Annotated in this window: 13 protein-coding genes and 3 pseudogenes; 9 read left to right on the top strand and 7 right to left on the bottom strand. The window is 40.4% G+C overall.

Annotated elements, in window-relative coordinates; all coding sequences use genetic code 11:
• Positions 1 to 203: 203 nt before the first annotated feature.
• Complete coding sequence (locus tag M1D67_RS14580; protein ID WP_035338395.1) at positions 204 to 941, bottom strand: MurR/RpiR family transcriptional regulator; 738 nt, start codon at positions 939 to 941, stop codon at positions 204 to 206.
• Positions 942 to 1,150: 209 nt separating this feature from the next.
• Between M1D67_RS14580 and M1D67_RS14575 the strand changes: the two genes are divergently transcribed.
• Positions 1,151 to 2,479 carry a 6-phospho-beta-glucosidase gene (locus tag M1D67_RS14575; protein ID WP_105980235.1) on the top strand — a complete coding sequence of 443 codons (1,329 nt, stop codon included), beginning with the start codon at positions 1,151 to 1,153 and terminating at the stop codon, positions 2,477 to 2,479.
• Positions 2,480 to 2,539: 60 nt separating this feature from the next.
• Positions 2,540 to 2,869, top strand: a complete 330-nt coding sequence (locus tag M1D67_RS14570; RefSeq protein ID WP_479831358.1) for an HAD hydrolase family protein — start codon at positions 2,540 to 2,542, stop codon at positions 2,867 to 2,869.
• Between the two features lie 249 nt (positions 2,870 to 3,118).
• Here M1D67_RS14570 and M1D67_RS14565 read toward each other — a convergent pair whose 3' ends face one another.
• Positions 3,119 to 3,301 carry a hypothetical protein gene (locus M1D67_RS14565; protein ID WP_224067410.1) on the bottom strand — a complete coding sequence of 61 codons (183 nt, stop codon included), beginning with the start codon at positions 3,299 to 3,301 and terminating at the stop codon, positions 3,119 to 3,121.
• A gap of 250 nt (positions 3,302 to 3,551) precedes the next feature.
• Here M1D67_RS14565 and M1D67_RS14560 point away from each other — a divergent pair, with 250 nt between their 5' ends.
• The 7 genes from M1D67_RS14560 (at position 3,552) to M1D67_RS14530 (ending at position 9,573) form a co-directional block, all read left to right on the top strand.
• On the top strand, positions 3,552 to 4,217 hold the full coding sequence (locus M1D67_RS14560; protein ID WP_105981095.1) for a helix-turn-helix transcriptional regulator: 666 nt from the start codon (positions 3,552 to 3,554) through the stop codon (positions 4,215 to 4,217).
• 5 nt (positions 4,218 to 4,222) lie between these two features.
• A complete protein-coding gene (locus tag M1D67_RS14555; protein ID WP_479831357.1) occupies positions 4,223 to 4,597 on the top strand; it encodes a RidA family protein in 375 nt (124 codons plus the stop codon).
• 74 nt (positions 4,598 to 4,671) lie between these two features.
• Positions 4,672 to 5,775: a threonine synthase gene (locus M1D67_RS14550; RefSeq protein WP_479831356.1), complete on the top strand. Its 1,104-nt coding sequence runs from the start codon at positions 4,672 to 4,674 to the stop codon at positions 5,773 to 5,775.
• 43 nt (positions 5,776 to 5,818) lie between these two features.
• On the top strand, positions 5,819 to 6,793 hold the full coding sequence (locus M1D67_RS14545; protein WP_479831355.1) for an asparaginase: 975 nt from the start codon (positions 5,819 to 5,821) through the stop codon (positions 6,791 to 6,793).
• Between the two features lie 82 nt (positions 6,794 to 6,875).
• Positions 6,876 to 7,208 (top strand): RidA family protein, encoded by a 333-nt coding sequence (locus M1D67_RS14540; RefSeq protein ID WP_479831849.1) that lies wholly within the window; start codon positions 6,876 to 6,878, stop codon positions 7,206 to 7,208.
• A complete protein-coding gene (locus tag M1D67_RS14535) occupies positions 7,205 to 8,308 on the top strand; it encodes a D-TA family PLP-dependent enzyme (RefSeq protein WP_479831354.1) in 1,104 nt (367 codons plus the stop codon). Before M1D67_RS14540 ends, M1D67_RS14535 begins: the two co-directional genes overlap by 4 nt.
• Positions 8,309 to 8,331: 23 nt before the next feature.
• The gene (locus M1D67_RS14530) at positions 8,332 to 9,573 is read left to right on the top strand and encodes an alanyl-tRNA editing protein (protein WP_479831353.1); all 1,242 of its coding nucleotides are present in this window, start codon (positions 8,332 to 8,334) and stop codon (positions 9,571 to 9,573) included.
• Between the two features lie 80 nt (positions 9,574 to 9,653).
• Here the strand turns inward: M1D67_RS14530 and M1D67_RS14525 are convergent.
• The 5 genes and pseudogenes from M1D67_RS14525 to M1D67_RS14505 all read right to left on the bottom strand — a co-directional run.
• A pseudogene (locus M1D67_RS14525) lies at positions 9,654 to 10,033 on the bottom strand (sigma-70 family RNA polymerase sigma factor); the annotation flags it as partial.
• 44 nt (positions 10,034 to 10,077) lie between these two features.
• Positions 10,078 to 10,320: pseudogene (locus M1D67_RS14520) on the bottom strand (ImmA/IrrE family metallo-endopeptidase); the annotation flags it as partial.
• Between the two features lie 336 nt (positions 10,321 to 10,656).
• Positions 10,657 to 11,223: a GNAT family N-acetyltransferase gene (locus M1D67_RS14515; RefSeq protein WP_448156331.1), complete on the bottom strand. Its 567-nt coding sequence runs from the start codon at positions 11,221 to 11,223 to the stop codon at positions 10,657 to 10,659.
• 344 nt (positions 11,224 to 11,567) lie between these two features.
• Positions 11,568 to 11,806: pseudogene (locus M1D67_RS14510) on the bottom strand (hypothetical protein).
• Positions 11,725 to 12,942, bottom strand: coding sequence for a DUF418 domain-containing protein (locus M1D67_RS14505; RefSeq protein WP_026579255.1), 1,218 nt, complete (start codon positions 12,940 to 12,942; stop codon positions 11,725 to 11,727). The pseudogene M1D67_RS14510 and the gene M1D67_RS14505 overlap by 82 nt, the downstream one beginning before the upstream one ends.
• Between the last annotated feature and the right edge of the window lie 44 nt (positions 12,943 to 12,986).

The following is a 12,986-nucleotide window of genomic DNA, read 5'->3' as shown; positions in this document are numbered from 1 at the left end:
TTGAATTGGTGTAAGGCAAATCAATTTCAATAGCTAGGTTGAGGGCCTGGTGAAATAAAAGGGAAGCCGGAACTTATGGACCGGCTTCTTCTTCATTTCCCCTTCTTCCGCTTCTCCGCCTGGTAAAGCTAATGAAATATCTACTGTAACTTAAGGAATGTTTAAGGGCGATCACAAGTAGATACTAGATCAGGCCAAAGGTATTAATTCGATTGTTTATTACTAAGCCTATGTATTTCACGAGCCATTGATTCCAAAATATACATAACGGGGATTTGCGTAGTAATATTAGCATTTTCAAACCACTCTTCCGTCACGTAATACGAGATATTAATGTCGGATATTCTGGCAATGGTGGAGTGCTTATGATTTGTAATACTGATCACTTTACTTCCTTCTTGCTTGAGCTGATGAAGATGAGTGACTGTAGAATGGCCTTCACCTGAGACGGATAAAGCAATCGTGATGCTATTGCGGCGGAATTGGGAATGTGTCGGAAAGTAAGGATCTTTAATATACATTGAAAATTTGCCTAAACATGAGAAGTACCTTGCTCCATACTCGGCAAGAATACCTGAGCTTCCTACGCCGATAAAAATGACACTCTCCGCTTTGGTAATTAGAAGCGCGGCCTCCGCAATCTTTTCTTCAATGTCTCCTTTTAACGTTCTCTCAAAAAACTCGGCTATTGAATGTTGGGAACTCTTCAATACCGTCTTTTTATCTTTTTCTAACTGCATTTTAAGCTTTACTTTAAATTCCGAAAAACCCTCACAATTTAGTTTTTTACAGAAACGCAGAATGGAGGCTGTTGATACGTGCGTTTCATCTGCCAATTCGCGGATTCGCATATAGACGACTTTCTCGCCATTTTGACAAATGTAATTATATAAAGAAGTTTCCAGTTCATTAAACGAAGCGATGATCTCGTGTGTAAACATGTATGCGGGGCTCTCCTTCCCTTGACCCTTTCTGCTAACTCCATCTTAGCATACCTGCTTCCTAAGAAACATAGTGTTACATATGTGCAACAAATGACTTCTTGTGTGATTAAAAACAACATGTTACCGGCTTATTTACCGGCTTGCTCATCTGCAGATACAATTGATCCATAAGTACTTTTGCTAAATTACCCGGAGGTGTAAAGAGGATGACACAAGGAATTAAAATTGTCACGATAGGCGGGGGATCGAGTTATACTCCTGAATTAGTAGAAGGGTTTATCAAACGGTACGATGAATTGCCGGTTCGAGAATTATGGCTGGTAGATATTGAAGCGGGAAAAGAAAAATTAGAAATCGTCGGAAACCTTGCGAAAAGAATGATTGAAAAAGCCGGTCTTCCAATTGAAATTCATTTAACGCTTGACAGGAGATCAGCTTTACACAATGCCGATTTTGTTACGACTCAGTTTCGCGTAGGGCTGCTTGATGCCCGTGCAAAGGATGAAAGAATACCTTTGAGTCACGGGGTTTTAGGCCAAGAAACAAACGGACCGGGCGGATTGTTTAAGGGACTGCGTACCATTCCGGTTATATTGGATATTGTAAAAGATATGAAAGAGTTATGTCCGGATGCCTGGTTAATCAACTTTACAAATCCTGCCGGAATGGTGACCGAAGCTGTCCTTCGCTACACTGACCATAAGAAAATCGTCGGCTTGTGCAATGTTCCAATCGGTATTGAGATGGGGATCGCCAAGCTCTTGGATGTTGATCATTCACGGGTTCGCATTGATTTCGCCGGTCTCAATCATATGGTATATGGATTGGATGTATACGTCGACGGAGTCAGTGTAAAAGAGAAAGTGATGGAGCTGTTATCAGATCCGGAGAACAGCAGTTTTGTAAAAAACATCGAAGGGCAAGGCTGGGAGCCGGAATTTATTCGGGCCTTAAATGTATTAACCTGTCCATATCATATGTACTATTATAAGACAGATGAAATGCTGCAAAAAGAATTGGAGAACTTTAAAAAGGGAACAACGAGAGCTGAAGTCGTTCAGAAGCTTGAAGAGGAATTATTCGAGCTGTACAAAGATCCCGACCTGGCCGTTAAACCGCCTCAATTAGAGGAGCGCGGCGGTGCGTATTACAGCGACGCAGCCGTTCGTCTCGTTTCGTCTATCTATAACGATAAACGTGATATTCAGCCGGTTAACACAATCAACAATGGAGCGATTGCAAGTATTCCGGATGACTCTGCGGTTGAAGTAAGCTGTGTGATTACAAAGGAAGGTCCAAGGCCAATCGTTCATGGTGATCTGCCAGTTGCAGTCCGGGGACTCGTTCAGCAAATCAAGTCATTTGAACGAGTAGGCGCCGAAGCCGCTGTAACAGGAAGCTATGATACAGCTTTGCTGGCGATGACGATCAATCCGCTTGTCCCTTCTGATAAAATCGGCAAAGCGATTTTAGATGAAATGCTTGAAGCGCATAAAGAGCATTTGCCAAGGTTTTTTAAAAAAATAGAAGCATAAGGGGGGAGCAGTTGGTTAAATTGGGCGTTCACTTTATGTTCAGCTGATAAGGAGGAAAAAGTGAGCATAAAACTAATAGCGGTTGATATGGATGGAACATTTTTGGACGATGACATGAAATATAACAATGATCGTTTTATGAAACAATATCATGAATTAAAAGCACGGGGAATAAAATTTGTGGTTGCAAGCGGCAATCAATATGATCAGCTTAAATCCTTTTTTCCATCAATTAAAAATGAAATAGCTTTCGTTGCTGAGAACGGTGCTTACGTAATAGATTCGGGAAAAGAAATATTCTCAGGCGAAATGTCTAAAGAAACGATAAAAAAAGTTATCGATGTTATAGAAAAGTATGAATACACAAATCTAATTGTTTGCGACAGCTAAAAGTTTATCATGCCGGGTTCTTAGTATATACAATTGTCCTTGCCATAATCTTCATCTCACACATAAAAAAGCTAAATAAACAAATGGTCACTAGTGAAGTTGACACGCTCCAAGAGCAATCAAAATTGGCTGATTTATTCCATACGGTGAAACTTCATCGAGTAGAAGAAGACGCACCCGTTATCCAGCCAAATTAGCTGGCATAAAAAGAGGCTGGGTTTTATATTATTCCTAGTCTCTTCATTGATCTCACTTCCGCTTCTCCTTCTCCGCCCGGTAAAACTCATGAAACATCTTCATCAGCGTGCGCTTTTCAATCCGCGAAATCCCGAGCTCCTTCGCAATTTCCCGCTGCGTTTTTTCTTTCTTCAAATCAAGGCTGAAGCGGCCGGCGATGACTTTTTTTCTCGATGAGGCTGATTTAAATGCCACTCACAGGTTATCCGTTTTGGGCAATTACTTTTACCAGGTTGAGGGACTGAACTAAAAAGATACCGAACTATATCTAAATAGTTCCTGTTTGATGACAAAATAAAAAGATGCAAACTGAAGGTAATGAATGATCAATCCTTCGTATAAAAAAATATATTTTTGTTTCATTTTTGTATAAAAAATTATATAATGAAGTCAAGAATGAAATCACTTGTGATAAATGCGGGTAAATGAAAGTTAGGTGTTAGGTTTGACTGAAGCAAAACAGGTTTTAAAAAGTTATATACCATTTGCAAAAACGATAGGGGAAATGTTTGGTCCATATTGTGAGGTCGTCATTCATGATTTGACAACCCCCCAGTCTTCCGTCATTTTTACAATGAACAACCATGTGACGGGAAGAGAGGTTGGCCAATCCTTTGACCACTTGGTGAAAAAGGTTCTTTTATCCAATGAATTTAAAGAGGATTACTTAGCTGGATATGAAATTCAAACAGATGATGGGAGAACAATAAAATCATCGACTACCCTCATTAGAGATGGCCAGCAGCAGGTGATTGGGGCATTTTGCATCAATTACGACATGAATGTAATGATTCAAATGAAAGAAATGTTAGATGCATTTATGCCCGGTGTTGAAAAGAAAAATCAAATACAAACTTCGAATACGGCGGAGCAGGAAGCTTCGATTCAGAATGTAGAAGAGATCACGAACCAGTTAATTGAACAAATTGTGGCGAATCGCAAACATTCCCTGATGAAACGCCGGGAAAAAATCGAGCTGATCAGATTTATGGATGAGAAGGGAATATTCCTCATGAAAGGTGCCATTGATAAAGTAGCAGAACAACTAGGCATTTCAAAGGTAACCGTCTACAGCTATTTGGATGAAGTGAAAAAAAGACAATCGGAGTGAGCGGAGTGGAGAGTATTTTTGAAGCAGGGAATTTAAAATCGAACGGTCATTATGCATTAGCTGTAATTCATCAAAACACGGTCTATGTATCAGGGCAATTTGCCATTGACCCAATCACGCAGGAAAAGAAATTTGGTACCATTGAAGAAGAGACTTTACAGGCATTGTCAAATATAGAGTATATCTTAAAAAAAGCCGGCAGTCATAAAGGCAAAATTGTAAAGATGACCCTATATCTACACGATATCAATTTATTAGACCGTGTTGACAATGTCTGTCAGGGTTTTTTTCGCGATTATCGCCCAGCGCGGTCAGTTGTTCCGACGAACGAGCTGCATTACGGTTTTCAGGTTGAAATTGAAGCAAGCGCCAGTCTGTAATATATTTTTTTGCCTAAAGCATATAAAAAAATATATAACATATAAAAAAATATATAATAGGAGGTCTAAAAATAATGGAACAGTATCAATGTCATTCCTGCCGTACGAAATACAATGTATCTGAACAGGTGTGGAAATGCCAGTGTGGCGGAGTGTTAGACCTTGTAAAAGAAAAAGTAGAATGGTCCGATTCAAAAGTGCTCAAAGATATTCCTTCTATGTGGAGATATATTGATGCTATGCCATTTGATCGCGACTCAGCCATATGGAGCGGCATCACGATGGGGGAGGGATACACGCCTTTAATCGTGTTAGACAGCGGGGAGCCGAATACTTTTGTGAAAGTGGACTATATGATGCCTACTTTGTCTTTTAAAGATCGCGGTGCTGCTGTATTAATAGCTAAGGCAAAGGAGCTGGGAGTGAAGCATGTAATAGCTGACAGCAGCGGAAATGCGGGGACATCTATTGCAGCTTACGCCAAGCGGGCTGACATCGCATGTGACATCTTTCTTCGGAAGGGTACATCGCCTAAGAAAATCGCGCAGGTGAAAGCGCATGGAGCCAACGTTCGCGAAATTGAAGGAACAAGAGAAGATGTGGCTGAAGCAGCGCAAAAGGCTGTGAATATAGAGAAAAAATTCTATGCCAGTCACGTTTTTAATCCATATTTCTATGAAGGAACAAAAACGTATGCCTTTGAGATTTGGGAACAAATGAATGGAGCGCCGGATACGCTTATTATTCCAGTTGGCAATGGTACGTTATTACTTGGAGTTTACTATGGATTTAAAGAATTACTAGAGAGCAAATGTATAGACAAAATGCCAAGGCTTGTTGCGATACAGGCAGAGAATTGTGCGCCGTTGGCAAAGGCATTTATCAACAATCAACAAGCTGCTGAATCCGTCAAAAGCAGCGGAACACTTGCAGAGGGCATCGCGATTGCCAAACCGGCAAGATCTGCTCAAATATTAGAAGCCATCCGTGCCACAAACGGTCAAATCATTACAACCAATGAGGAAGAGATTCTAAAAGCTCGTACAGCATTAGCAAGTAAAGGCTTTTATGTTGAGCCAACAACAGCAGCTAACTATGCAGGATATTTAAAATACGATCATTCTTCTGATGAAAAAATCGTGATTCCATTATGCGGGGCTGGGATTAAATCTAATTAGGAACGAAGAGAGAAACATTTAATATGAAAATGGGGGAGTTAGCATGGAAAACAAGAAAATCATTTTACTGAGTACCGGCGGTACAATTGCAAGTAAGCCTGATCCTGAAACAGGTCTATTAGAAGCAGGTGCTATGACAGGTGAAGAGCTTTCTGAAATGTGTCGACTGCCTTCTCATATAGAGATTGAAATCAAGTCAGTCTTTCAAATGTCAAGCAGTCATATGACTTTTCATCACCTTGACATTCTGAAGCAAAATATAGAGAGTTTCTTCCGGAATGAAGATGTTGCCGGAATTGTGATACCGCATGGGACAGATACCCTTGAAGAGACTTCGTATTTCCTTGATCTGGTTATTTCTGATGATCGGCCGGTCGTGTTAACGGGGTCACAAAGAGGATCGACACTTGAAGGTACAGATGCATTTGTGAACCTAAGACAAGCTTTCTTATTAGCGGCACATCCTGATGCGCGAGGCTTAGGGGTAACAGTGTTGTTTAATGAGAGGGTCTTTGCTGCTCGATATGTGAAAAAACAGCATGCGTCAAATATTGATGGTTTTTTCTCACCGGGATTCGGTTATTTGGGAACGGCCGATCAAGATGAGATCGCAATTCATCAAAGATTAATCAAGCATGAGGCGTATCAGCTGATTCAACCATTGCCAAATGTAGAACTTATTAAGTGTTCACTTGGATCAGACGGAAAGTTTATAGATTATGCGGCCGAGTGCGGAAGTGCAGGAATCATTATTGAGGCGCCGGGAAGAGGGCATACGGCTCCAGCAATATTAGAAAGTGCAAAGAAAGCCGTAGAGAAAGGGATTCCTGTCGTTCTGACAACAAGTGCTGATGAAGGTGAAGTTAAGGGAGTATATGGATTCAAAGGAAGTGCTTCAACATATGCAGATGCCGGAATCATACTAGGCGGCTGCTATGACAGTAAGAAAGCAAGAATCAAACTCGCTGTTTTGCTGGCTGCTGGACAGAAGATTGATGAGGCTAGCTTTAAATACTAAAAGGGATAATAGGAGGCGATTTTATTGAAGCCTGTACACACGAAATATTCAACACGTGATGGGGGGCCATTACGTGCCAGCCATGGAACACAATGGTGTTCTCTATATTTCAGGGCAGTTGTCGATGAATCCGGAAACGGGGAAAATTCCAGCTGGGGGCATAAAAGAAGAAGCAAAACAGGCATTGGCAAATATGGAGCTTGTCCTCAAGGAACGGGGATTAGCCAAGGAAGATGTGATATTATGCAGACTTTATACCCCAGATGTAAAGTATTGGCCGGATATCAATGAGGTTTATGCTCATTTCTTCGGCAATCATAAACCGGCAAGAGTAGTTGTTCCATCAAATCATTTATATGCCGGATGTCTTGTTGAAGTTGAAGCCATTGCAGCGATAAAGGAGGAGGTACAATGAATGATTTACAATTAGATACACCAGCTCTTTTAATCGATAAAGACGTGATGTTAAGCAATATGAAGGATATGCAAAATTACGCTAATGAACAGAAAGTAAACTTACGACCTCATACAAAAACACATAAAATGCCTAAATTAGCTAAGCTACAAGAAGAAATGGGAGCTACAGGAATCGCTGTAGCGAAAGTAGGAGAAGCTGAAGTGATGGCGAGAAATGGCTTAAAAGATATCTTTATCGCAAATGAAATTGTTGGGAAATCAAAGCTTGAACGTATTAGAAAACTATCTGAAACGATTGATATCTCTTTTGGAATCGATAGTGCGTATCAAGTACGTGAAATTGAAGAAGTATTTGAAGGAGCTTCAAAGAAAGCCCAAGTGTTAGTGGAAATTGAAGTAGGAGAACAACGCTCCGGAATTATTGAAGAAGATGATTTTCGTACTTTATTAGAAATCAAAACGTGTCAAAATGTCGAGCTAAAAGGAATCTTCTCACATGACGGACATTCTTATAAAGCGAAAAGTGTAGCACATTGTAAAGAACTCTATAAAGAAAGTGTAGAACGAACATTACATTTTGCCCGAATTGCGGAAGAAATGGATCTAAAGCCGAAAGTGGTTAGTATTGGCTCTACTCCCCCCTTCATGTTTAAGTTTGATATTCCAGAAGGGGTGACAGAAATTAGACCTGGCACTTACATTTTTATGGACGCCTCACAAGCAAATGTAATTGGTACGTATGATCGCTGTGCTGCTTCTGTACTCACAACCGTGATTAGTAAACCAACAAAAGAACGAGTCATTACAGACGTAGGGGCCAAGGGAATTACCGCCCAAACACGAAGCGAAGGGCTTACTGCAACCAAAGGGCTTGGCCGTATCAAAGAATACGAGGACGTTTATATTCATGGCGTATTCGACGAACATGCTATTATTTATCATGAAGAATTCAACAAAAAAGTAAGCATTGGAGATAAGGTGCGAATTATTCCAAATCATATCTGCCCAGTATGCAACTTGCACGATAAAGCCTATCTAGTCGATAATGGAGAGGTTGTAGATGAATTAAATATTGAAGCTAGAGGAAGACTTCAATAATTTAAAAAATAAGGGGAGATGGCATGAGTCCGAATCATCACAAACTTTTTTACAAAGATCCCTATCTTAAAACGTTCGAAACGAAAATCTTGAAACAGCAACAGGACAAAAAAGGTGATTTTTATATTACCCTAGAGGAAACAGCCTTTTATCCAACAGGCGGGGGCCAGCCCCATGATATAGGAACATTGAACGGTGTCAAGGTTTTAAACGTTGAAGAGGTCGATGGAGAAATTCGTCATTATGTAGAAAGGACTTTACCGAATTTAGATGATCAGGTTGTTGGGGTTATTGATTGGGAACGGCGTTTTGATCACATGCAACAGCACACCGGGCAGCATATTTTGTCGGCGGCATTCGCGCAGTTATACGATATTCATACAGTTGGATTCCATCTTGGAAATGATACGGTTACCATTGACCTTGATGTATCAGAATTAACAGAGGAAATGGCAGGCAAAGCAGAGAAGCTTGCAAACGAGATCATAACGGAAAATAGGTCCATAGTAGCAAAATGGGTAGAATATGATGACTTAGTAAATTATCCGATTCGTAAACTCCCATCTGTAAAAGAAAATATTCGTCTTGTCATGATTGATGAATTTGATTACAACGGATGCGGCGGAACACACCCTAGCGCTACAGGAGAAGTCGGAGCAATTAAAGTATTGAATTGGGAAAGACAGAGGAAAAAAATTCGTTTGTATTTTGTATGCGGAAATCGGGTTATAACGCATTTCGATCAAAAACAAAAAGCAATCGTTGAATTGACTGGATTACTTAATCGTCCTGAAGGGGAATTAAGCGAAGCTGTCAAACGGTTGCTTGAAAATGTAAAGAAGCTAGACAAAGCGCTTCTAGAATCTAATGAAAAAAACCTTCAGTATGAAGCCAATGAATTATTAGCCAAAAACACCATTCAAAATGATACTGTCATGGTGATCGAAACGTTTTCAGATCGATCGATTCAAGAACTTCAAAAGCTAGCAAAAATGATTGCTGATCGAGAAAAACGGGCCCTTATTTTTTTCTTATCAGAGAACGATCATCGCTTCCAATTGGTTTGCGGACGAGGAGAAGCAAATAAAATGGATATGAGAACCCTAATGCAAGAAAGCCTTTCCCTTATTGATGGAAAAGGTGGAGGAAATAAAATGTTCGCTCAAGGTGGAGGGACTGCTTCATTAACAATAGAGGAATTTATGAAAAATGTTATGAACATTATAGCAACACAAATAAAATCAGAATTCAACAGACCTCTGTAAGTGGATAACAAGCTCTCACTTTTATTGAGGGCATAGAGGAAAGAAATAGAAGCCGGATTATTAGACCGGCTTCTGCGATATTACTTCTCCTTCTCCGCCCGATAAAACTCATGAAACATCTTCATCAATGCCCGCTTCTCAATCCGCGACACATAGCTCCGCGAAATCCCGAGCTCCTTCGCGATCTCGCGCTGCGTTTTTTCTTTCTTCAAATCAAGACCGAAGCGGCCGACGATGACTTCCTTTTCCCGTCCGTTCAGAATGTCGATGTATTTTTTGACTTTTTCAAACTCTGTGCCTGAGCTGGATGGTGTCGATGACGTCTTTGTTTTCCGATTTTGAGGACATCGATGAGGCTGATTTCGTTGCCTTCTTTGTCCTGGCCGATCGGGTCATGGAGAGAGACGTCTTTTTTCGTTCTTTTCAAGGCGTACAAATGCATGAGGATTTCATTATTCATTACAAAAGGGGGGTGCACAGATTTCCTATCACTGATTGATTAAATCAATGTTGAGTCAGCCTCCTGTAATGCTAGCGAATGAAGGAGATACTTTAAATAGCCAAGCTGCATTTTCAATTGCGTGTGATTATATGTACGAAAGGTTAATATTACGTAACATGAAAGTTCGAATGCAAAAGTGCATACCATGTACAGTTCGGCTTTTTCGGCTGTCCAAGCATATATTATAAATTCCGCTATTTAAGTGCTAAGCTTGTAACAGGTTTAAACGAAAGCCTGATATCTAGGTATTATGCTTTAAACACACATCTGGATTTCTCTAGAAAAGCAAAGGTATTTGGGGGTTTGTGTAAAAAAATAGTAAATGCCTTATGCAACAAACAGGCTGTAGAGCAAAGTGAAGCATATCATCAACTTTCTGACCGAAATCAAACATGAAAACTGATTAAACCCTCTTAATAGAGGTTTTTTTTATGTATTGGATTGGTTTAAAATTGACAATTGAGTCAAAAGGTGAAAAAGCTCTATCCTATTTCTAGGATAAAGCTTTTTTTATTGTTAGACAGCATTAATACATTTCTCTAAAAAAGTTACCAGCAACTCTCTGCGGCATCTCGCCGTGTTCAATTGTTTAGTCCTTTTTTTTTCATAATCTTTACAAATCTGAAAAAGTCATCATCATTCGGCAGGGGCTTGTCATCTTCGTGTCCATTGCGATGCATATGCGGATCAGAGTGATGTTCATTGTAGAACTCTACGATATGGAATCCACACTTATTCACATAGAAGTTGATATTTCGCTTTTCGAAATAAGGTGTCACGGTTTCCCAAAGCACAGTATGCGGATACTGTGCTTCAATCGCTTTCCAAGCAGAAAGACCAATCCCTTGGCTGTGATATTCTGGAGATACATAGAATAAATCTAGCGAATTATGATTTGTTTGGCTGTTGATACGTACTACTGCACCACCGACATTCTTACCATCCTGAAGAATATGATATACCACCGCTCCGGGAGCATTGAAAGACTCCTGAACATCATTGTCCGATGGAATCGGTCCATCTTCGCAATCACCGAACGTTTCAATCACGGCGATCGCAAAGGCTTCTTGTAATTTTTTTTGAAATTCTGGCAGATCAGATTCCTTTGCTAGTTCCAGAATAACTTTTGGTTCCTTTTTTGTTTTCATGATTGTTCACTCCCTCAGTTGCTGAAATATCGAGTTCAGTCGTTCAGTAGAAACATTCCAGCTGTTCTACGAGCCCTTATCACAAAAAGTGATTCCGTCGCTTTTTCTTCCGCGGTAAATTTGGCGTTAAAATACTTCAAAAGCTTTCTCCTGTCTTTTTGTATGATTTCTTTTTCTTTGTTTTATTGGAAAACAAGCTGCATGTAACCCTTATTTACTATCGTTCACTACCGTATTAAGTGTGTATGCGGGATTTGTCATCATTCTCGAATTTTTCCTGCGAAAAGTTACAAAAATAGTCGAATGAGGCGCCTTTGACTATGAACATGCGTAAAAGATTCAATTTAGATTCGATCATGAGCAATGCACATTGAGTAAACTCTGGTGGATTTATTAGCCCAAAGAAGCCTAAATGATATAGTCCATATATCAAATCTGTCCGTTTAATGCCCGCTTCATTCAACAACACTAATTTGAAGTCATGCAATCTGTGCAAGGGGGTTATTTCTGAATAGATTTTTCCGAGTGCAGCGGAGTTGCTTTGGGACTCCCGTTTAATTTGCCATACGTCAGCTTGCGCCATATTAATTCCATCGGACCGTACTTAAATCGTCTCAACCACAATGTACTAAAGATCATAAGCACGAAATACACGGCCAGGCTGAACATGAACGTGCCGGCAGATTGAATATGACCCGCAAGCCCGAATCCGTACCTGAGGAACAGAACTGTTCCAATGATAGAGTGAAGCAGATAACAGGTCAATGACATCCGTCCGACTTTGGTGAATATCATCATAGGGCCTCGCAGCTGAGGAACGTATAGAAACAGCATTGCAAAAGTGCTCATATAAAACATACTTCCGGTTAAGCCGCCATTTTGACTCAAGACAGAGGAAATGTCCTTCCACAGCATATTCTCAGAAAGATTAAACATGTCTAGTAATATACTGCTTTGTGTTATTAGAAAAGCGATTGTGCTAATGATCCAGATACGCTTCCATATAGGCTTTTTCGCTTCCATGTCTTTGAAAAATTCCATCTTAACAAAGTACACGCCCAGCAGAAACATGAGAAACATGGAATAGATCATAGAGAAAGAGCCAGCAGCCATCGTGACCATATCTGTCCACCGAGTGCTGATGGATTCCACGTAGGTAAGGCTGCTGTGGCTAAACAAAGTAAACTCTGAAAAATTTGGGTTTTTTGACCCTGCAGTATTGATGACATTGTACAACATTGTGAAAACAGGAGTCAGGAATTGAAACACGATAAGTGCGATAATCCATCTAAGCACCGTTTTGGCCGTGCGTTTATAGAAGGCGAGTAACAGGAAGCCGCTTACGGCGTAAAAGGCTAATATGTCACCGACCCAAACAAATGTGATGTGCAAAATGCCAAATCCCAACAGGATAGATAACCTACGGGCAAACAGCTTGTTGGGACTATCTACCTTCTGCGCGGCTCGATCCATAAAGATCATAAACCCAACCCCGAACAGGAAGGAGAATAACGTAACGAATTTCCCTTCGGCAAACCAGGAAACCAGATTGTGCAGTACGTCATCGGAGGTCATTTCGAATCCCTTTACTGAATCTACGATCAGAAAATAATTGACAATAATAATGCCCAGCAAGGCAAATCCGCGTACGATGTCCAGAAAATGAACCCGTTCCCGCAGACTCACCGGTTGCCCGTGTCCTTCTTTTTGTACAGTCATATCAATGCTCCTTTTCCATTTATCATCGCAATGTGTGGTTCGGA

This window comes from Bacillus sp. PK6-025 (assembly GCF_056530265.1).
The sequence above is the reverse complement of the archived record's forward strand: the minus strand, read 5'-3'. Positions and strand labels throughout refer to the sequence as shown.

Excerpts from the sequence above, each read along its gene's own strand:
- M1D67_RS14540 (WP_479831849.1), top strand. The coding sequence starts at position 6,876 with ATGGAACACAATGGTGTTCTCTATATTTCAGGGCAGTTGTCGATGAAT.
- M1D67_RS14530 (WP_479831353.1), top strand. The coding sequence starts at position 8,332 with ATGAGTCCGAATCATCACAAACTTTTTTACAAAGATCCCTATCTTAAA.
- M1D67_RS14545 (WP_479831355.1), top strand. The coding sequence starts at position 5,819 with ATGGAAAACAAGAAAATCATTTTACTGAGTACCGGCGGTACAATTGCA.
- M1D67_RS14505 (WP_026579255.1), bottom strand. The coding sequence starts at position 12,942 with ATGACTGTACAAAAAGAAGGACACGGGCAACCGGTGAGTCTGCGGGAA.
- M1D67_RS14580 (WP_035338395.1), bottom strand. The coding sequence starts at position 941 with ATGTTTACACACGAGATCATCGCTTCGTTTAATGAACTGGAAACTTCT.
- M1D67_RS14575 (WP_105980235.1), top strand. The coding sequence starts at position 1,151 with ATGACACAAGGAATTAAAATTGTCACGATAGGCGGGGGATCGAGTTAT.
- M1D67_RS14535 (WP_479831354.1), top strand. The coding sequence starts at position 7,205 with ATGAATGATTTACAATTAGATACACCAGCTCTTTTAATCGATAAAGAC.
- M1D67_RS14515 (WP_448156331.1), bottom strand. The coding sequence starts at position 11,223 with ATGAAAACAAAAAAGGAACCAAAAGTTATTCTGGAACTAGCAAAGGAA.
- M1D67_RS14550 (WP_479831356.1), top strand. The coding sequence starts at position 4,672 with ATGGAACAGTATCAATGTCATTCCTGCCGTACGAAATACAATGTATCT.